Origin of the sequence: Microbacterium sp. NPDC056044, assembly GCF_042267145.1 — a bacterium.
Lineage (GTDB): Bacteria > Actinomycetota > Actinomycetes > Actinomycetales > Microbacteriaceae > Microbacterium.
In genome coordinates, this window is record NZ_JBHJWZ010000003.1 from 214,499 (window position 1) to 233,316 (window position 18,818).

Below are 18,818 nucleotides of genomic sequence, written 5' to 3' on the forward strand. Positions count from 1 at the left end.
GCCGACGCCGTCTGCCGGCACGCCGGCCGTCAGTCCTCAGCCAGGATCGAGTAGAGCTTACGCCGCGCGTCGTCGAGCACTTCGACGGCCTTGGCCACCTGCTCGGGCGTGCCGCTGCGGCCGACCGTCGCGGCCGCCTGGGCGAGCTTCGCCCCGGCCTTCGGCAGCGCGGCGCGACCCGAGTCACGCGACCCGGCCGCCTCCCACGGTGCCGACTGCCCTTCGGCGGCCGCCGCCTCGGCGCGACCCGCCTCGGTGAGCGAGTACGTCTTCTTGCCGTTGGACTCCTCGGCGGCGACGAGACCCTCGTCGGCGAGCAGCTGGAGCGTCGGGTACACCGAGCCGGGGCTCGGCTTCCACGCGCCGTCGCTGCGCTCCTCGATCTCCTGGATGATCTGGTACCCGTGCATGGGCTTCTCGGCGAGGATCGCGAGCACCGCCGCTCGCACATCGCCCTTGGCGACGCGCGGCGAGAAGCTGCGCTCGAATGTGTCTTTCAACTGGTCCATCGCGTCCCAGAAGCTGCTCGGAAGCCCCGAGCCCTGCCCCGACGGACGCGGACCGAATCCCTGGAATGAACCGCTCATGACGACCTCCCGAACGAGTGTGTGCCGACACCCTGACGATACCTACCGATATATCGGTGAACAAGGGATGGGCCTGAGCGTTCGCTGTGCGAATCCGGAAACGGGATGCTGCAGCATCCTGTCGCCGTCACCAGCCGAGTGAACCCGACTCCCCCTTGAACGGGCCGACGATGTCGGGGGTGATCCAGCCGCCGTAGAAGCGCCCGGGCTGCGCCACGACCTCCACGCCGTCGACCGTGCAGCCGTCCATCTCGCGCGGGTACACCGCGACCCGCCCGGCGAGCTGTTCGAACCCCGCGGCCGGACGCGGGTACGTCCACGCCGCACGCGGGCGCACCTGTTCGCCACCGCTCACATCGAAGTAGGCGGCGCCGCCTTTGAACTCGCAGAACGACGACCCCTCGCCCGGCGTGAGCGCTCCGTCGGCGAATGCCGGGATGGGCAGGTAGTAGACCGGCGGGTGGCTCGTCTCGAGCACGCGGACGACGTCGTCGGTGTCGACGATCACCTCGCCGCCCAGCCGGATCCGCACCCGGCGCGCGACCCGCTCGAGACGCGGTGGGCGCGGGTAGTCCCAGACCGATTCCTGGCCAGGGCCGACGGGCAGCGGCTCGGGTCGCATCACGGACCTCCTCGGGGGCGACGGTGCGGGGCCAGGGTACCTCGCGACGCTCCGGGCATCCTCCGCACCTCGTGTCAACCCCCGCGCCCGCGATCGATCGCGTCCGTAGCGTGCCCGGAGAAGCGAAAGGAATCCCCATGCTCCGCGCACTGGCACTCAACTGCACCCTCAAGCCGTCCCCGGCCGCCTCGAGCAGCGAGCTGCTCGCGCAGCAGGTGCTCGATGCGCTCGCAGAGCACGACGTCACCGGCGAGCAGGTGCGCGTCGTCGACTTCGATGTGAGACCCGGCGTCGAGGCCGACATGGGCGACGGCGACGAGTGGCCGCGGATCCGCGACAAGGTGATGTCGAGCGACATCCTCGTCTTCGCGACGCCGACCTGGATGGGTCACATGTCGAGCGTCGCGCAGCGCGTGCTCGAACGGCTCGATGCCGAACTGGCCGAGACCGACGACGAGGGCCGCGCGATCCTCGCCGGCAAGGTCGCCGTGACCGTCGTCGTCGGCAACGAGGACGGCGCCCACGCCATCACCGCCGACGCGTATCAGGCGCTCGGCGACGTCGGCTTCAGCATCCCGTCGCAGGGCGGCGTGTACTGGAACGGCGAGGCGATGCAGAAGACCGACTACAAGGATCTGCCGTCGACGCCCGAGAAGGTCGCCACGACGACCGCTACGCTCGCCCGCAACGCGGCGCACCTGGCGAAGCTCCTCACCGAGCGTCCCTACCCGGCGCCGCAGTAGGGCGCGTCAGCGGCCGTACTCCTCGAGCCACCGCAGCCACACCTCGCTGATGGTCGGATACGACGGCACCGCATGCCAGAGCCGCTCGATCGGCACCTCGCCGACGATCGCGATCGTGGCCGCGTGCAGCATCTCGCCGACGTCCTGTCCGACGAACGTCGCGCCGACTAGCACGCGCCGCTCCTCGTCGACGATCGCCCGCGCCTGACCCTGATAGTCGTCGGCAACCTCGCTCGCGCCCGCGATCCAGTAGAGGTCGTAATCGATGACCCGGATGCTGAGACCCGCCGCGCGCGCGGACTTCTCGGTGTGACCGACCGCCGCGATCTCGGGATCCGTGAAGACCACCTGCGGCACCGCCGAGTGGTCGGCGGTCGCGACGTGCCGGCCCCACGGCGCGTCGTCGACCTCGGCCGCCTTCGCGCGTGCGGCGATGACGTCGCCCGCGGCGCGGCCCTGGTACTTGCCCTGGTGGGTGAGCAGCGCGCGGTGGTTGACGTCGCCGACGGCGTACAGCCAGTCCACCCCGCGTACGCGCAGCGTGTCGTCGACGTCGAGCCAGGAACCGGGCTCGAGCCCGACCGTCTCGAGCCCCAGATCTTCGGTGCGCGGCACCCGGCCCGTCGCGACCAGCACCTGGGCGGCCCGCACCTCGGAGCCATCCGTCAGTGTGAGCACCACGTCGCCGTCGTCGTCGCGCGAGACCCGTTCGACCTCGACGCCGGTCTTGACGGTGGCCCCGGCATCCCTCAGCGCCTTCTCGACGGCCTCGCCGGCGAACGGCTCGACGCCGCGCAGCAGCCCGGAGCGGGCGATCACTGTCACGGCGCACCCGAACGACGTGTAGAGCGTCGCCATCTCGCTGCCGACGGTGCCGCCGCCGAGGATCGCGAGGGATGCCGGCACGTCGTGCACGCCCGTCGCCTCCCGGCTCGTCCACGGCTCGACCTCGCGCAGTCCCGGGATGTCGGGCAGGAGCGCTGCCGAACCGGTGGACACGACGACGGCGTGGCGGGCGACGAGACGGGTCTCGGCGCCGTCGGACCCTGTGACGGCGACCTCGCGCTCGCCCGTGAGCCGCCCGTGACCGCGGACGAGGTCGATGCCCGCGCCCTGCAGCCACTCGACCTGCGACGTGTCGTCCCAGTTGTGCACGAGCTCGTCGCGGCGCACCAGCGTCCTCGCGACGTCGACGGTGCCGGTCACGGCCTCCGCGGCGCCCTTCACCCGGAGCGCAGCCTGCACCGCGGCGCCCGCGCGCAGCATCGCCTTCGACGGGATGCACGCCCAGCACGAGCACTCGCCGCCGACGAGCTCGCTCTCGACCACGACGACCGACAGGCCGCCCTGCATGGCCCGGTCGGCGACGTTCTCGCCGACCGGTCCGCCACCGATCACGATGAGGTCGTACTCCCGCGCAGTCATGCGCCCCACCGTAGCGGGGTGAGCCGACACGGGCGAAGCGGTTGCCCGCGGCACGCGCAGACGGAAGGATGGCGCACGTCACGGCGTCTGTCCAGCCTCCGCCGCCATGTCCGCGGCCTGTGGTTATCTGGGAACCCCGGCCGAAAGGGCAGCATGTCGATCGAATTCCGCGGGGTCTCGAAGCGTTATCCCGATGGCACGGCCGCCGTCGAGGACTTCAGCGTGCTCATCCCGGCGCGCAAGACGACGGTGCTCGTCGGCTCTTCCGGCAGCGGCAAGACGACGCTGCTGCGCATGATCAACCGTCTCGTGGATCCGACCGGCGGCGTCATCACGATCGACGACGAGCCGATCTCGGAACGCGACCCCGTGACCCTGCGCCGGGGCATCGGGTACGTGCTGCAGAACGCCGGCCTGCTCCCGCACTTCTCCGTCGTCGACAACATCGCGACGGTCCCGGTGCTGAACGGCGTTCCGAAGGCGAAGGCGCGCGAGCGCGCGCTCGAGCTCATGGACGTCGTCGGCCTCGAGCGCGGGTTCGCCACGCGCTACCCGAGCCAGCTGTCGGGCGGCCAGCAGCAGCGCGTGGGCGTCGCGCGCGCTCTCGCGGTCGACCCCAACATCCTGCTGATGGACGAGCCGTTCGGCGCGGTCGACCCCATCGTGCGCCGGGAACTGCAGACCGAGACGCTCCGGCTGCAGGAAGAGCTCGACAAGACGATCGTCTTCGTCACCCACGACATCGACGAGGCGTTCCTGCTCGGCGACCAGGTGGTGATCCTCGAGAAGGGCGCGCGCATCGCCCAGATCGGCAGCCCGAGCGAGATCATCGAGAACCCGGCGAGCGACTTCGTCGCGGACTTCATCGGCGTCGAGCGCGGCTCGCGCGCGCTGCGCGCCAAGCCCACCGCGCATGGCACCGTGCTCGTCGACGCTGCCGGCCGCACCCAGGGGGTGCTCGTGGAGGAGCAGGCGCCGTGAACTGGGTCGCCGACAACCTCGACCTGATCTGGGCGCTGACGCTGAACCACCTGCGCCAGAGCGCCATCGCCATCGCGGCGGGATTCGTGCTGTCGGTGCCGCTCGGGTGGCTCGCGTTCCGGTACACGCCGCTGCGCGGCACGGTGCTCACGGTCGTCGGACTGCTGTTCACGATCCCGTCGTTCGCCCTGTTCCCGCTCATCTCCCTGTTCGGCGTGCCGCTGCTCTCCGAGACCAACCTCATCGTCGCCCTGACGATCTACGCCGTGGCGATCATGACCAGATCCGTCACCGACGGGCTCGCGTCGGTGGACTCGTCGACGCGCTCGGCGGCCGTCGCGGTCGGGTTCGGGCCGTGGCGGCGATTCTGGAAGGTCGACTTCCCCCTCTCCGGCCCGGTCGTGCTCGCCGGCCTGCGGGTGACCGCCATGTCGACGATCTCGCTGGCCACGGTGGGTGCGCTGATCGGCGTGCAGAACCTCGGCTATCTGTTCACGAACGGCTCTCAGCGCCGCATCATCGCCGAGGTCTTCGCGGGCGTCGTCGCCGTCGTGCTCATCGCCGTGATCGTCGACGCGCTGCTGATGCTGGCGGGGCGGGCGCTGATGCCGTGGACCCGGCGGGCGGCTCCGCTCCGCACCACCCGATCACGGGCGGTGACCGCATGAACTACCTGTTCGACGCGTTCGCGTGGATCTTCTCGCCCGCGCGGCTGACCGGCACGCTGCCGCTTCCGGTGGCGATCGCGCAGCACGTCGCGTTCACGTTCGGATCCGTGGCGATCGCGGCGGTGATCGCGGTGCCGATCGGCTGGCTGATCGGGCACACCGGGAAGGGGCGCGAGATCGCCGTGTTCCTGTCGGGGGCGGCCCGCGCGCTTCCCGCCCTCGGCCTCGTCGTGCTGCTGGTCATGCTCTTCGGCGTCAACCTCAAGACCGAGGCCGCCGTGACGGTGTTCGTCGTCCTGGCGATCCCGTCGATCCTCGCCGGGGCGTACGCGGGAGTCGAGTCGATCGACCGGGCGGTGATCGACGCGGGACGCGCGATGGGAATGACCGAGTGGCAGATCCTGTTCCGGATCGAGATGCCTCTCGGCCTTTCGCTCCTCATCGGCGGATTCCGCTCCGCGACTCTCCAGGTGGTGGCCACCGTGACCATCGCCGCATACGTGGGTCTGGGCGGCCTGGGCTTCTACCTGATCCAGGGCCTCAATCTGCGCGACTTCTCGGAGATCCTCGGCGCGTCCATCGTCATCGTCGCGCTCGCCCTCGTGCTCGACGGAGTGTTCGCCCTGCTCGCCCGTTTCGCCGTGCCGCGCATCGACGGCCCCCGCCGCCGATCGGCACGGGTCGACATCACCGACGCGGTCCGCGCCCTGCAGGTCTCCCCCTGATCCCTCACCACCACACCGGAGGTACGAAATGTCCACAGCACGAACCCGCCTGCTGGCGGCCCTTGCCGGAACAGCCGTCGCCGCCCTCGCCCTCGCGGGCTGCGCCTCGAGCAACCCGCTCGACAGCGGCAGCACTGCGGACGGCGGCGACACCGCGTCGTCGTCCACGATCGTCATCGGCTCGCAGGCGTACTACTCGAACGAGATCATCGCCGAGATCTACGCACAGGCGCTCGAGGGCGCCGGCTTCACGGTGGAGCGCCAGTTCAACATCGGACAGCGCGACACGTACATGCCCTCGCTCGAGGACGGATCGATCGACCTGTTCCCCGAGTACACCGGCAATCTCCTGCAGTTCTTCGAACCGGACACCACCGCCACCACGTCCGACGACGTGTACGCGGCGCTGAAGGACGCGCTGCCCGACGGCCTGACCGTCCTCGACCAGTCCCCGGCGACCGATCAGGATTCGTACAACGTCACCGCCGCGTTCGCCGAGGAGAACGACCTCACCTCGATCGCCGACCTCGCCGGCATCGACGGCCTCGTGCTGGGTGGCGCGCCCGAACTCGAGGAGCGCCCTTACGGGCCCACGGGCCTCAAGGACCTCTACGGCGTGAACGTCACCTTCAGTCCGACCGCCGACACCACCGTCGACGAGCTGGTCGCCGGCAACATCCAGGTGGCAAACGTGTACAGCGCCGACCCGCGCATCAAGACCGACGACCTCGTCACGCTCGACGATCCGAAGGGTCTCTTCCTCGCGTCGAACGTCGTTCCCGTGGTGAACGCCGACATCGCCGACGAGATCGCCGACGTCATCAACGCCGTGAGCGCCGCGCTCACGCCCGAGGGCCTCGTCGCCCTCAATGTCGAGTCGACGGTCGACCAGCGGTCGCCGGAAGACATCGCCGAGGACTGGCTCGCCGACAACGACCTGAGCTGACCCCACGTCGCGCACAGCGCCTCCTGCGCCGCCCAGTTGAGGGCTGCGCAGGAGGCGCTGCGTTCGTGTCGGCGCCTCCGCACGCGCGCCCGGCGGCACTCGCGTGCGTCCCTTCGCTAGGTTGGGCACCCGGGAGACCGAGAACAGGAGCCTCATGTCCGATCCCCTGACTCCGAGCGACCCCGCCGCCCCGGCGACGTCCGCCGACCCAGCGACACCCGCCGCCCCCGCCGACCCGGCAACACCCGCCGCCCCCGCCGCTCCGGCGGCGAACGACGCGCCGGGTGCCGCACCAGCGCCGCAGCCCTACCGCGCGCCCGACCTCGACGCCCCGCGCTACGCGGTCCCCGCCTACGCGGCGCCCGGGCCCGGCGACGTCGAGCCCGAGCCTGTGGCGCACGGCGCCCCGCGCCGCTACGCGGCACCGAGCGGCTACGCGGTGCCCGGCACCGCCTCGCACGGAGCCGGCCAGACACTTCCGCCCTACGCGCGGGACGCCGCCGCACCGATATCGGGTGCACCCGGAACTGCGCCCTACCCCGCGACGGGAGGCACGGCCTCCGCTGCGCCGGCAGCGCCGTACCCCGTGCCGGGCGTCCGAGCGGTCCGGCCCAAGGGTGTGGCCATCACCGCGCTGGTCCTCGCCGGCGTCGGCGTGATCGTGCTCCTCGTCGGCGCCGGCCTGGCCTCGTCGGGCGCTGGATGGCTGTCCCCGCTGCTCCTGTTCGCCGCGTTCGTGCTCTCTCTCGTCGCGCTCATCAGCAAGAACCAAGGCGGGAAGGGTTTTGGCGCCGGGGCGCTCATCCTCTCGCTCCTCGGCGGCCTCCTGTCCGTCGTCGTCGCGGTCGCCTGGATCTTCGGATCGTGGAGCGGCTCCTCGGGCGACGACGCCGACCCGGGCACGCGCGACGGCTCGTACGACGACTACACCGCGCCGGGCATCACGGCGCCGGGCACCGATGGGCAGCCGGACCCGGGCGTGGAGTTCGCGCCGCCCGTGCAGCTCACGGTGGCCGAGACCGCCTTCGGACAGGATTACGGCGACATGTGGTGGTATGTCGTCGTCGTCGACAACCCGAATGCCGACTACGTCTTCGACGCGTTCCTCGACGCCCAGGCGTTCGCCGACGACGGGGCGCTCCTCGGTTCGGGCACGACCTACACGACAGTCCTCTCCGGCAGGACCGCGATCATCGGCTACGTCACCGTCGAGGGCGGCAGAGTGATCGACCGCATCGACGTGAGGGTGCCTGAGGCGTCGACGGCGACGCTCGCGCCCGCCACTGAGACGGGCTCGTTCACCGTGGAGGCCGTCACCGGTGCGCCCGATGGCGGCGCCGGCACGTCGACCGACACCTCGCCCGGGACGGTGACCGGAAGCGTGCGCGGACGGTTCGCCGACGACCAGCGGAATGTGGCCGTCACGGTGATCGCGCGCGACGCCGGTGGCGGCATCGTGGCGGTCAGCACCGCCTACCTCGAGACCGTGCCGGGAGACGGCACACCGGTGCCGTTCGAAGCGTGGTTCGCCGAGCTTCCCGCCGATGCGACGTTCGAGGCATTCGCGCACCGGTGAGGGGCCGGGTTGAGCGCGCTCAGCGCCGGCGCACGCGTCGCACGATCGCGACGATGAGGCGCCACCCCACCAGTGCGAGCAGCAGCGTCAGCGACGCCACCATGATGAACGCGAGCGCCGTTCCCTGACCCGAGACCCAGCGCAGCAGCATCCCCCCGGCGACGGTGATCGCCCAGACGCCCAGGCCGGTGCGCACCGGCGCCGCGGGCGCGCGCCACGCACGGGTCACGAGCCAGCCGATGCCGAGCGCGGCGAGGAACGGCCACGCCGTCTGCCAGAGACCGGTCCAGACGTCGGAGTCATGACTGGCGCGGCCGATCGCAGCGAATGCGGTCACCAGCACGACGTCGACCGCGAGGGCGATCCACACGGCGACCCGCCCGCCCGAGCGGGCGTCGAACGCCGGCTCCGGCGCACTCACGCGAGCACCCCCGTACGCGGGGCGAGCCCCGGTGTGAGCGCCTCGCGCTCGTCGAACACGAAGCAGTCGCCGCTCCAGTGGGCGCCGCCCACGTGCTCGAAGTAGCCGAGGATGCCGCCGTCCAGCTGGTAGGCGTCGACGCCCGCCTCGCGCAGGTAGATGGCGGCCTTCTCGCAGCGGATGCCGCCGGTGCAATAGCTCACCACGGTCTTGCCCTCGAGGTCGGACGCGGCGGCGGCCGCAGCATCCGGGAACTGCGTGAAACGCTCGATGCGCCAATCCACTGCGCCGTCGAACGCGCCGTAGTCGACCTCGAACGCGTTGCGGGTGTCGAGCAGCACGACCTCGCGGCCGTCGTCATCGCGCCCGTTGTCGAGCCAGCGCCGCAGCGTCGCGGGCGCGACGGCGGGCGCGCGGTTGCCTTCGGGGCGGATGGTGGGGTGGTCCATGCGGATGATCTCGCGCTTGACCTTGACGAGCATCTTGCCGAAGGGCTGGTCGTCCGACCAGCTCTCCTTGGTGGTGAGCGCGGCGAAGCGCTCGTCGCTGCGCAGGTCGTCGATGAAGCCGCGCACGGCGTCGGCGTCGCCCGCGAGGAACAGGTTGATCCCCTCTTCGGCGAGCAGGATCGTGCCCTTCAGTCCCGCAGCGACCGCGCGCTCGCGCAGCAGCGGGCGCAGCTGCCCGGTGTCGTCGATGCGCGTGAACAGGTACGCCGAGATGTTGAGAACGGATGCCACGCCTCCAGCCTACGGAGCCCGGCGTAATGCCTTCGCCGGGCACGGTCAAGGCCCTCCCCGCGGTCGTGCTGCCTGCCGCACGCTGAGAGCACGTGAAGGGGTGCGCAGCGCACCCCACGATCCGCCCCAGGAGATGCCATGACCGATCCCACCGTCCCCGAGCCGCTGCCGGACCAGAACCCGCCGGGCGAGATGCCGGGAGGACCCGGTTCACCCGGTCCTGGAAGCCCGGACCCCGGTCCCGGGCCCAGCATTCCGCCGCCGCCGGAGGAGCCGTCGGCGCCGTGGCCCGAAGAGCCGCTCGCGCCGCACCCCGAGGAGCCGTCGTTCCCGCAGCCGCCGGAGACCCCGCTCCCGTAGCGCGGTACCGCTCAGGCAGGCGGGGCTGCGCAGCGACGGGTCCGCGCCACCGAGCCCGCTCAGCCGAGCGATGGAATCGGCCCCAGCCCCGGAACCGCCGCCTCGATCGCACGCCCCGCGTCGAACAGCAGCTGCTCGCCGAACGCGGGGCCGATGAGCTGCACGCCGGTGGGCATGCCGTCGGCGCCGAGGCCGGTGGGCAGCGCCAGCGCCGGCAGCCCGAGGAAGTTCACGACGACGGTCAGCCACAGGTCGCGCCACGCACGGTCCGCGGCCTCCTGCCCGCCGAGGTCGTAGTCGATCTCCCGCATGCGCGCGACCGACACCGGGCCGAGCAGCACCGGCACCTCCACCAGCAGCCGTCGCCACTCGGCCGCGAGCGCGGCCCGGCGCGCCCACGCCTCCGCGTACTCGCGCGCCGTCTCGTACGGGCGCGCCGCCGCGGTGCTGTCGCGGAGGAAGGCCGTGGCCGACCGCCCGAGGGGCTGACCCAGCGCCGCGGGGTCGAGCGAGATCAGCATGTCGGTGCACGACAGCCGCCGCCACAGCACGGCCGCCTCCTCGATGAGCGGGACCTCGACGTCGACGACCTCCCACCCGGCACGGCTGACGGATGCTGCGGCCCGGTCGATCCCGGCGGCCACCTCCGGATCCAGCTCCAGGCCGGCGAGGTCGCGCACGACCCCGATCCGTCGCGGCAGCCCGTCAAGGCGCACCACGGGCGCGGCGAGCGACACGGGGTCGTCAGCATCCCATCCCTGGATCACCTGGAGGGCGAGTGCGACGTCGTCGACGCGCCGCGCCATGGGCCCGTTCACGGAGAACTGCTGGAGCGTGAGCGCGACCGGCTGCCCCTGCACCGCCGCACGCGGGACAAGGCCCCGCGACGGGCGGAGGCCGACCACGCCCGCCGCATACGCGGGAAGGCGGAGCGAGCCGCCGAAGTCGTTGCCGAGGCCGATGGCGCTCATGCCTGTCGCCACCGCGACCGCGTCGCCGCCGCTGGAGCCGCCCGCACTGCGCTCGCGGTTCCACGGGTTGAGGGTGCGGCCGAACACGTCGTTGTCGGTGTCCCATCGCATGCCGAAGTCGGGCATGTTGCCGCGCGCGACCGGCACGGCACCCGCCTGCCGCAGACGCCGCACGATCGTGGCGTCACGTGCGGGCACCGCGTCGGCGAGCCCGCGCCAGCCGTTCGTGGTGGCCGACCAGGTGAGGTCGATGTTCTCCTTCACCGAGATCGGCACGCCCGCGAGGGGCCCGGGGTCGCGCCCCGCGGCGAGCGCGGCATCCACCTCGGCGGCGGCCGCCCTGGCGCGGTCGGGGAAGACGACGGTGAGCGCGTTGAGCGTCGGATCGACCCGGGCGATGCGGGCGAGATGCTCGTCGACGACCTCCTGCGCGGACACCTCCCGGGCCCGGACGGCAGCGGCGATCGCGGCAGCGGACGCGGAAGCGGAAGCGGGGAGAGGCGGCGGCTGGCTCATGTCGCTCCCATCCCACCACGAGCACGCGATCCGCGCCGTTCGGCGTGGGCGCCTAGCACTCAGGAGACGTACAGGCAATCCCCCCTTGCGCTGACCGCGTGCAGGCGTACCTTCTTCTCAGACCCCGCGATCGCCGCGCCCGAAGGACCACCCCCTGACGGACGACGCTCGTGGATGGTGAGCGCGGAGATCGCTCCCCCAGTGGCGGTTCTCCCTGGCGCCCCGACGCTGTCCGCCCGTCCCCGCCGGCGGGCAGCGCCATGTGCGGATCGAAATGGTGCGAATCGTGCGATGCCGCGCCACGCCGCGCCACTAGAGTCATGCCCATGGCATCAGGCAAGCAGCAGCAGAAGCCCGAACCCGAGCTCCACGGCGGCGTCCTCGCGGGCGGCGGAAGCTCGACCCTCTGGGGCTGGCTCATCGGACTCGTGGTCTTCGTGTTCGTCGCGGTCCCCATCTCGATCGCGGTGCGCTTCGCGACGCACCCGGCGACGCAGTCGCTGTTCGGCGGCCGCCTCGAGGAGGCCACGAGCGGCGCCTACTCGGCGTTCTGGTGGATCGTGGCGCTGTTCCTGTTCGCCATCCCCGTGCTGGTGGGCTGGGGCGTCGCCAAGCTCTCGGGTCGCACCCTCGCGATCATCGTCGGCATCGTCGCCGTCTTCTTCATCGCCATCCTCATCTTCGGCCAGCTGTTCTGACCCGGCGCGGGTGACCCCGCGCGTCCGGTCGTCATGGCGTCCCGCGATAATGGGACCATGACCACCGGGTACAGCGCGATCTCGAGCTACTCCCGCGTCGAGATCATGCACCTCCTGCAGGACCGCCCGCAGCGGGCGATCTCCGAGCTCGTCGAAGCGACGGGCCTCCACGCCAACACCGTGCGCGAGCACGTGCAGCGCCTCATCGACGCGGGCTACGTGATCGCCGAGACCGAGCGCCGCACGACGCGCGGGCGCCCGCGGGTGCTCTACTCCGCGGCGACCGGCTCGGAGGACGCCTCGAGTCCCGTCGCCGTCCGCCGGGCGGAGGAGGCGGCGCGGCGCGGTGATCTGCTGCGCCGCGTGTACGGATCCGACTCGGATGCCGAGCTCGGCGCCGACGCGCTGCACCAGCTCGACGCACTCGTCGAGGACCTCGGCGACGCCGGCTTCGACCCGCTCGTCGACGAGCGCGACCTCACGATCGACCTGACGCCCTGCCCGCACGTGCCCGCCGCCGAGCATCGCGGCGTGCTGTGCGACGTGCACGTCGGACTCATGGACAGCGTGCTGGCGCAGGCCGGCGGGCCGTTGCGCGTGGAGGGGATCGCACCGTCCTGCGACCCGACGCAGTGCGTCGTGCAGCTGGCCACCACCCGGGGCTGACTCGCCGCAGAGCTCAGCGCACCGCGGCCGCGACCCGCACCCGGTCGGGGCGCGAGTACACATTCATCGACGACCCGCGCACGAATCCGACGAGCGTGAGCCCCGAGGCCGCGGCCAGCTCGACGGCCAGCGACGACGGCGCCGAGACGGCGGACAGGATCGGGATGCCGGCCATCACGGCCTTCTGCACGAGCTCGAAGCTCGCGCGGCCCGAGACCTGCAGCACGGTGCCGCTGAGCGGCAGCCGGTCCTCCAGCACCGCCCAGCCGATCACCTTGTCGACGGCGTTGTGACGGCCGACGTCCTCGCGCAGCACGAGCAGCTCGCCGGATGCGGCGTCGAACAGCGCGGCGGCGTGCAGGCCTCCGGTCTTGTCGAACACCGTCTGCCCCGCGCGCAGCGCGTCGGGAAGACCCGTGAGCAGCGTCGCACCGACGGCCGCGGCATCCGTCCCGACGTCGTAGCGCGACTGCTTCTCGATCGCCTCGATCGACGCGGTGCCGCACACACCGCACGAGCTCGTTGTGTAGAAGTTGCGGGTGATGTCGGTCACGAGCGGCGCGAGCTCGGGGGCGAGCGCGATATCGAGCACGTTGTACGTGTTCTCGGAAGACGCCGGCACCGCCGGAGACGCCGCCGGCGCGGGGCCGACGCCGATCGACAGCAGGGGGGTCGGCGCGACCGAGCCCGTGCCCGGCCCGCCGCAGTGGATCGCCGAACGGAGGTCTCCGGCGGCCGAGATCACGCCCTCCGACACCAGGAAGCCGGCCGCGAGCTCGAGGTCGTTGCCGGGCGTGCGCATCGTGACGGTGAGCGCGTCGCCGGCGATGCGGATCTCGAGCGGCTCCTCCACCACGAGCGTGTCGGCGCGGCGGCGCACCGCGACGTCGCCGTCGTTCAGGGCGATGCGGGTGACGGGTGCGCGCGCGGTGATGCGGCCCATGTCAGCCGCCGATCGCGTTCATGCCGCGCGCGGGCTGCAGGAACGACGGGTCGTTGATCGCGTGTCCCGGGAGCTTTCCGCGGACGCAGGAGCGCAGCATCCCGTCGATCTCTCCGTCGTCGCCGCCCGCGCGGAGGATCGGCAGCAGGTCGTACTCGGTGGTCGAGAACAGGCAGTTGCGCAGCTGCCCGTCGGCGGTGAGCCGCAGCCGATCGCAGTCGCCGCAGAACGGCGCCGTCACCGACGCGATCACGCCCACCGAGTGCGGGCCGCCGTCGAGGGTCCACCGTGCCGCGGGGGCGCCGCCGCGGCCGGGCACCGGGGTGAGCGTCCAGTGCGCCGACAGCGCGGCGAGGATCTCGTCCTGCGTCACCATCCGCGAGCGGTCCCACGTGTGGCCGGCGTCCAGCGGCATCTGCTCGATGAAGCGCATCTGCGCGTCGTGCGCGATCGCGAACTCCACCAGGTCGACGAGCTCGTCGTCGTTGACGTCGCGCATCGCCACCGCATTGAGCTTGAGAGGACGGAGAGCGGATGCTGCGGCCGCCGCGATCCCGTCGAGCACATCGTCGAGGCGGTCGCGGCGGGTCAGCGCGTGGAACCGGTCGCGACGCAGCGTGTCGATGGAGATGTTGAGCCGGTCGAGCCCCGCGTCGACCAAGGCTGGAAGCAGCTCGGGCAGCCGGATGCCGTTGGTGGTCATCGCGATCTCAACGGGACGACCGTCCGGACCCGTGATCGCCGAGAGCCGGCGGACGACCTCGACGATGTCGGTGCGCAGCAGCGGCTCACCACCGGTGAGCCGGAACGTCGTGATGCCGTCCGTGGCGGCCACCCGCGCGATGCGGACGATCTCGTCCAGCGTCAGGATGCTCGTCTTCGCGAGCCACTCGTTGCCCTGCTCCGGCATGCAGTACGTGCACCGCAGCGAGCACCGGTCGGTGAGCGAGATCCGCAGGTCGCGGTGCACGCGTCCGTGTGTGTCGACGAGCGGGGCGCCGATCGACGCCCTCGCCGCCTCGACCTCGAACGCGCCGAGATCCGCGGATGCCGTGGGCAGAGGCATCCGTCGCCCGATCGTGACCGGGATCGCGCTCACGCTCCCGGCTCCGATCGCTGTGCCCGGCTCGCCATGCTTCCGAGGGTAGTCGCGCCGGGGACGACGGGCGCCGCCGCGGCCGCATTATTCACGGCGGCGGGGCTCGCCGCCGCCGCGGAATCCTGGGACTCTGGGTGCACGGGGCGCCCGCTGGGGGCATGTCTCCCCGTGTGGTCTGACCACATGCTACGGTGATCAGACCCAGTCCGGAACGATCGGAGAATCGCATCGTGGATCTGCTGGACCCTCTGCTGCTGGCGCGCTGGCAGTTCGGCCTCACGACGCTGTACCACTTCCTCTTCGTGCCCCTCACGCTGGGCATGGCGCTGACCGTCGCGATCTTCCAGACCGCCTGGTTCCGCACCGGGAACGTGAAGTGGCTCCACTTGGTCCGATTCTTCGGCAAGATCTTCTTGATCAATTTCGCGATGGGTGTCGTCACCGGCATCGTGCAGGAGTTCCAGTTCGGCATGAACTGGTCGTCGTACTCCCGCTTCGTCGGCGACGTCTTCGGCGCCCCGCTCGCCTTCGAAGGCCTCATGGCCTTCTTCTTCGAGGCGACCTTCATCGGCCTGTGGATCTTCGGCTGGGACAAGCTGCCCAGAGCCCTGCACCTCGCGAGCATCTGGATCGCGACGATCGGCGCGTGGTTCTCGGCGTACTTCATCCTCGCGGCCAACGCGTTCATGCAGAACCCGGTCGGCTTCAAGATGGCCGAGGACGGCTCGCGCGCCGAGATGACCGACTTCTGGGCCGTGCTCACGAACCCCGTCGCACTCGCCGCACTTCCCCACACGCTCTTCGCCGCCTTCATGATGACCGCGGGCGTGATCGTCTCGATCTCGGCCTGGCATCTGCTGCGCAAGCAGAACATCGACATGATGCGCTCGTCGCTGAAGTTCGGGCTGTGGGGCCTCATCGCCGCCTTCGCCGGTGTCGCGATCTCGGGCGACCAGCTCAGCCTCGTCATGGTGGCGACCCAGCCGATGAAGATGGCGGCCGCCGAGGCGATGTTCGACAGCGCCTGTGGCGCGGACGCCTCCTTCTCGATCTTCACGCTCGGCACCCCCGACGGGACCAGCGAGCTGTTCTCGATACGTGTGCCCTATCTGCTGGCGCTCCTGTCGACGCACTCGTTCACCGGCTGCGTCGAGGGCATCAACGACCTGAACCACGAGTACACGACCGAGATGTTCCCGCAGTTCGCCGACCAGGTCGACGGCAACTTCGCGCCGATCCTCTGGGTCACGTACTGGGCGTTCCGCTGGATGATCGGCCTCGGCGGCATCGCCGCGCTCGTCGCGGTCGTCGGCCTCTGGCTCACGCGCAAGAAGGCCAAGCGCGACGTGCCCGCGTGGGCCTGGCGCCTGGCGATCTGGGCGTGGCCGGCCTCCCTCCTCGCGATCCTCGTGGGCTGGGTCTTCACCGAGATGGGCCGCCAGCCCTGGATCGTGTTCAGCCTCATGCTGACCGAGGACGGCGTCTCACCCTCGGTGCCGGGCTGGACCGTGCTCATCTCGCTGACCGCGTTCACACTCATCTATGCGGCGCTGGCGGTGGTCGAGTTCGGACTCATCCTGAAGACCACCAAGAAGGGTCCCGAACCCCTCCCCGAGCCGGGGGCGCCGGATGCGCGCACCCAGGCGGTCGAAGACACCCCGACGACGGTCTACTAAGGGCTGCAGGAGCACATCATGGATCTCGCCTACCTCTGGTTCTGGATCGTCGGATTCCTCTTCGTCGGCTACTTCGTGCTCGACGGGTTCGACTTCGGCGTCGGCATGTCGCTGCCGTTCCTCGGCAAGAACGACGTCAGCCGCCGCCAGGTCATCAACACCATCGGCCCCGTGTGGGACCTCAACGAGACCTGGGTCATCGTCGCCGGCGCGTGCCTGTTCGCCGCGTTCCCGGAGTGGTACGCGACGCTCTTCAGCGGCTTCTACCTCGCACTGCTGCTGATCCTGCTCGCGCTGATCCTGCGCGGCGTCTCGTTCGAGTACCGCCACCAGCGCGATTCGCTGCGCTGGAAGAAGGGCTTCGACACGATGATCGTCGTCGGCTCGGCGGTCCCCGCCTTCCTGTGGGGCGTCGCCGTCGCGAACATCGTGCAGGGCGTGCCGCTCGACGCCGACCACGAGTTCACCGGCTCGCTGCTGACGCTGCTCAACCCGTACGGCCTGCTCGGCGGCCTGACGACGCTCCTGCTGTTCTTCACGCACGGCGTGTACTTCGTCGCGCTGAAGACCGACGGCCAGGTCGCGGCCGATGCCCGCAGGCTCGCCGGGCGTGCCGGACTCCTCACGATCGTGGTGGCTGCCGCGTTCCTCGCGTGGACCGTCGTCATGGCGTTCTCCGACGGCCGCGACTTCGCGATGATCACGGCGATCCTCTCCGCGGTGGCGGCGGTGCTCCTCATCGCCTCATGGATCTCGAATGCCCGCGGCCGCGAGGGCTGGGCGTTCGGCTTCGGCGCCTTCACGATCGTCACCGCGGTGCTCGCGGTGTGGTTCGCGCTGTTCCCGTACGTGATGCCGTCGACGGGCGACCCGGCCGGATCGCTCACGATCGAGAACGCGTCGAGCACCGATTACACGCTGACGATCATGTCGTGGGCGGCTCTCGTCTTCCTCCCGCTGGTGCTCGCGTACCAGGGCTGGACGTACTGGATCTTCCGCAAGCGCGTCACCCGCTCCCGCATCGAGAAGGCGGCCGCGGCGCCCACGCACTGACCTGTGCGGTCCCGGATGCTGCGGGCCGCAGCATCCGGGATCTCCATCGTCATTTCGCCGACAGCCCCAGAACCGGATACATCACGGTGAACCCCTCCTGCAGTCCGCCGGTCAGCGCGTCGCCGACATGACCGGCCCCGGGAACCTCGTAGTACGTGACCGTCATGCCCACGGCCTGCGCCTCGGACGAGACGTCCTTCGCGGCCTGGATGTAGGTCGGATCCTCGGAGCCCGCGGTGAACACCGCGGTCATGCCGTCGTAGGTGCCGGAGGGCGCCGCCTTCATGATGTCGATCGGCTTGGCCGCCTCGAAGGCCGCGGTGTCGCCGCCGTAGATCGTCGTGGTGACGCCGTCGGGGTCCTCGGATCCGGGGAAGGGCTCCCCCGAGATGTCGATGAGGTTCTTCCACTGGTCGGGGTACTTCGCGAGGTACTTCACGGCGCAGCCGCCGCCGTTGGAGTAGCCGGCGATGACCCAGTACTCCGGGTCCTGGATGATGTGGAGGTTCTGCTTCGCCCAGTCGACGACGTCCTTGGTGACGTAGGTCTCGGCGTTGCCGTACGCCTTCGAATCGGCGCAGGCGGGATCGTTCCCGTCAGGGCCGAGCTGGTCGGGCACGACGACGATCGGCGCGAGTCCCTTGTTCTTCGCCGCGAAGTCGTCGAGCACGCCGGCGATGTAGCTCGGGTCGGGGTTGCCGGGGTGGCCCATCATCAGGATGACGAGGGGCAGCGCGGGCGCGTCCTTCACGAGGGCGGCCGGCGGCAGGTAGATGCCGGCGGGGCGCGCGGTGAAGCCCGACACGGTGGCCGGGATGACCTGCGTGCCCTGCTGGCCCTTCGCGGGCATGTCGGCGGGCGGCGTGAACGTCTCGTACAGCGGACCGGCATCCGGATCGGCCGTCGCGGTGTTCGTCGGCACGACGATCGGGTTGTCGGCCGAGATGCCGAACAGGCTGCCGAGCGTCGGATTGAGGTTGTAGACCGCGTTGACGCCGATCGTGCCCGCGATCACGAAGACCACGATGCCGACGAGCGCCACGATCTTGCGCCACACCGGCGAACGCCAGAGGTTCGCGACCGCGACGCCGATCGCCGCGAAGGTGGCGGTCGCCCACGACACCACGGGGTCGGGGACCGCGTCGCCGAACAGGTTCGTGACGTCGGCGAAGACCCCGATGCCCAGGCCCACCAGCCCGCCCGCGACCAGTGCGATCAGCGCGGTGAGCACCCAGCGCCTCGTCGGGGTGCGGATCAGCAGCACCAGGAAGAGCGCCACGGCGAGGCCGTAGACGATCCACGGCACCGGACCCTCGATGATCGGGATGCTCCACATGCGCCTCAGCCCCTTCGCGCGGTGCGACACACAGTAGCGGTCGCCGCGCGGCCGGCGACAGACCGA

20 protein-coding genes are annotated in these 18,818 nt (G+C 70.9%); 11 read left to right on the forward strand and 9 right to left on the reverse strand.

The genetic code is table 11. The features are described from left to right. Positions 1 to 29: 29 nt before the first annotated feature. Positions 30 to 587, reverse strand: a complete 558-nt coding sequence (locus ACFC1I_RS09765) for a PadR family transcriptional regulator (RefSeq protein WP_376008429.1) — start codon at positions 585 to 587, stop codon at positions 30 to 32. 127 nt (positions 588 to 714) lie between these two features. After that, the gene (locus tag ACFC1I_RS09770; protein WP_376008431.1) at positions 715 to 1,209 is read right to left on the reverse strand and encodes a DUF427 domain-containing protein; all 495 of its coding nucleotides are present in this window, start codon (positions 1,207 to 1,209) and stop codon (positions 715 to 717) included. 137 nt (positions 1,210 to 1,346) lie between these two features. Here ACFC1I_RS09770 and ACFC1I_RS09775 point away from each other — a divergent pair, with 137 nt between their 5' ends. Next, entirely contained in the window at positions 1,347 to 1,952 is a 606-nt protein-coding gene (locus ACFC1I_RS09775) for a flavodoxin family protein (protein WP_376008433.1), read from the forward strand. 6 nt (positions 1,953 to 1,958) lie between these two features. On the opposite strand, the gene ACFC1I_RS09780 is transcribed toward ACFC1I_RS09775, so the two are convergent. After that, complete coding sequence (locus ACFC1I_RS09780; RefSeq protein WP_376008435.1) at positions 1,959 to 3,377, reverse strand: dihydrolipoyl dehydrogenase family protein; 1,419 nt, start codon at positions 3,375 to 3,377, stop codon at positions 1,959 to 1,961. Positions 3,378 to 3,530: 153 nt separating this feature from the next. On the opposite strand from ACFC1I_RS09780, the gene ACFC1I_RS09785 reads away from it, so the two are divergent. From ACFC1I_RS09785 to ACFC1I_RS09805, 5 genes are all read left to right on the forward strand, one after another. After that, positions 3,531 to 4,358 (forward strand): ABC transporter ATP-binding protein, encoded by an 828-nt coding sequence (locus ACFC1I_RS09785; protein ID WP_376008437.1) that lies wholly within the window; start codon positions 3,531 to 3,533, stop codon positions 4,356 to 4,358. Further along, positions 4,355 to 5,026 carry an ABC transporter permease gene (locus ACFC1I_RS09790; RefSeq protein ID WP_376008439.1) on the forward strand — a complete coding sequence of 224 codons (672 nt, stop codon included), beginning with the start codon at positions 4,355 to 4,357 and terminating at the stop codon, positions 5,024 to 5,026. Before ACFC1I_RS09785 ends, ACFC1I_RS09790 begins: the two co-directional genes overlap by 4 nt. Beyond that, positions 5,023 to 5,751: an ABC transporter permease gene (locus ACFC1I_RS09795; RefSeq protein ID WP_376008442.1), complete on the forward strand. Its 729-nt coding sequence runs from the start codon at positions 5,023 to 5,025 to the stop codon at positions 5,749 to 5,751. Before ACFC1I_RS09790 ends, ACFC1I_RS09795 begins: the two co-directional genes overlap by 4 nt. 28 nt (positions 5,752 to 5,779) lie before the next feature. Beyond that, a complete protein-coding gene (locus tag ACFC1I_RS09800) occupies positions 5,780 to 6,697 on the forward strand; it encodes an ABC transporter substrate-binding protein (RefSeq protein ID WP_376008444.1) in 918 nt (305 codons plus the stop codon). Positions 6,698 to 6,851: 154 nt separating this feature from the next. Beyond that, positions 6,852 to 8,273, forward strand: a complete 1,422-nt coding sequence (locus ACFC1I_RS09805; RefSeq protein ID WP_376008445.1) for a hypothetical protein — start codon at positions 6,852 to 6,854, stop codon at positions 8,271 to 8,273. A gap of 19 nt (positions 8,274 to 8,292) precedes the next feature. On the opposite strand, the gene ACFC1I_RS09810 is transcribed toward ACFC1I_RS09805, so the two are convergent. Both ACFC1I_RS09810 and ACFC1I_RS09815 read right to left on the reverse strand, forming a co-directional pair. Beyond that, positions 8,293 to 8,694, reverse strand: coding sequence for a DUF3054 domain-containing protein (locus tag ACFC1I_RS09810; protein WP_376008447.1), 402 nt, complete (start codon positions 8,692 to 8,694; stop codon positions 8,293 to 8,295). Then, positions 8,691 to 9,434, reverse strand: a complete 744-nt coding sequence (locus ACFC1I_RS09815; protein WP_376008449.1) for a sulfurtransferase — start codon at positions 9,432 to 9,434, stop codon at positions 8,691 to 8,693. Before ACFC1I_RS09815 ends, ACFC1I_RS09810 begins: the two co-directional genes overlap by 4 nt. A gap of 138 nt (positions 9,435 to 9,572) precedes the next feature. Between ACFC1I_RS09815 and ACFC1I_RS09820 the strand changes: the two genes are divergently transcribed. Beyond that, a complete protein-coding gene (locus ACFC1I_RS09820) occupies positions 9,573 to 9,794 on the forward strand; it encodes a hypothetical protein (protein WP_376008451.1) in 222 nt (73 codons plus the stop codon). Between the two features lie 59 nt (positions 9,795 to 9,853). Here ACFC1I_RS09820 and ACFC1I_RS09825 read toward each other — a convergent pair whose 3' ends face one another. Next, the gene (locus ACFC1I_RS09825) at positions 9,854 to 11,281 is read right to left on the reverse strand and encodes an amidase (RefSeq protein ID WP_376008453.1); all 1,428 of its coding nucleotides are present in this window, start codon (positions 11,279 to 11,281) and stop codon (positions 9,854 to 9,856) included. Positions 11,282 to 11,607: 326 nt separating this feature from the next. Between ACFC1I_RS09825 and ACFC1I_RS09830 the strand changes: the two genes are divergently transcribed. Together ACFC1I_RS09830 and ACFC1I_RS09835 are read left to right on the forward strand one after the other, a co-directional pair. Beyond that, a complete protein-coding gene (locus tag ACFC1I_RS09830) occupies positions 11,608 to 11,979 on the forward strand; it encodes a hypothetical protein (RefSeq protein WP_376008455.1) in 372 nt (123 codons plus the stop codon). A gap of 57 nt (positions 11,980 to 12,036) precedes the next feature. Then, positions 12,037 to 12,645 (forward strand): ArsR family transcriptional regulator, encoded by a 609-nt coding sequence (locus tag ACFC1I_RS09835; RefSeq protein WP_376008457.1) that lies wholly within the window; start codon positions 12,037 to 12,039, stop codon positions 12,643 to 12,645. A gap of 13 nt (positions 12,646 to 12,658) precedes the next feature. Here ACFC1I_RS09835 and fdhD read toward each other — a convergent pair whose 3' ends face one another. Together fdhD and moaA are read right to left on the reverse strand one after the other, a co-directional pair. Next, on the reverse strand, positions 12,659 to 13,588 hold the full coding sequence (gene fdhD, locus ACFC1I_RS09840; RefSeq protein ID WP_376008459.1) for a formate dehydrogenase accessory sulfurtransferase FdhD: 930 nt from the start codon (positions 13,586 to 13,588) through the stop codon (positions 12,659 to 12,661). Between the two features lies 1 nt (position 13,589). Continuing rightward, positions 13,590 to 14,687, reverse strand: coding sequence for a GTP 3',8-cyclase MoaA (gene moaA, locus ACFC1I_RS09845; protein ID WP_376008461.1), 1,098 nt, complete (start codon positions 14,685 to 14,687; stop codon positions 13,590 to 13,592). Between the two features lie 230 nt (positions 14,688 to 14,917). On the opposite strand from moaA, the gene ACFC1I_RS09850 reads away from it, so the two are divergent. Together ACFC1I_RS09850 and cydB are read left to right on the forward strand one after the other, a co-directional pair. Then, positions 14,918 to 16,363: a cytochrome ubiquinol oxidase subunit I gene (locus ACFC1I_RS09850; RefSeq protein ID WP_376008463.1), complete on the forward strand. Its 1,446-nt coding sequence runs from the start codon at positions 14,918 to 14,920 to the stop codon at positions 16,361 to 16,363. Between the two features lie 18 nt (positions 16,364 to 16,381). After that, positions 16,382 to 17,416, forward strand: a complete 1,035-nt coding sequence (gene cydB, locus ACFC1I_RS09855; protein WP_376008465.1) for a cytochrome d ubiquinol oxidase subunit II — start codon at positions 16,382 to 16,384, stop codon at positions 17,414 to 17,416. 49 nt (positions 17,417 to 17,465) lie between these two features. Here the strand turns inward: cydB and ACFC1I_RS09860 are convergent, their stop codons facing one another. Next, entirely contained in the window at positions 17,466 to 18,752 is a 1,287-nt protein-coding gene (locus ACFC1I_RS09860) for an alpha/beta hydrolase (protein WP_376008467.1), read from the reverse strand. Between the last annotated feature and the right edge of the window lie 66 nt (positions 18,753 to 18,818).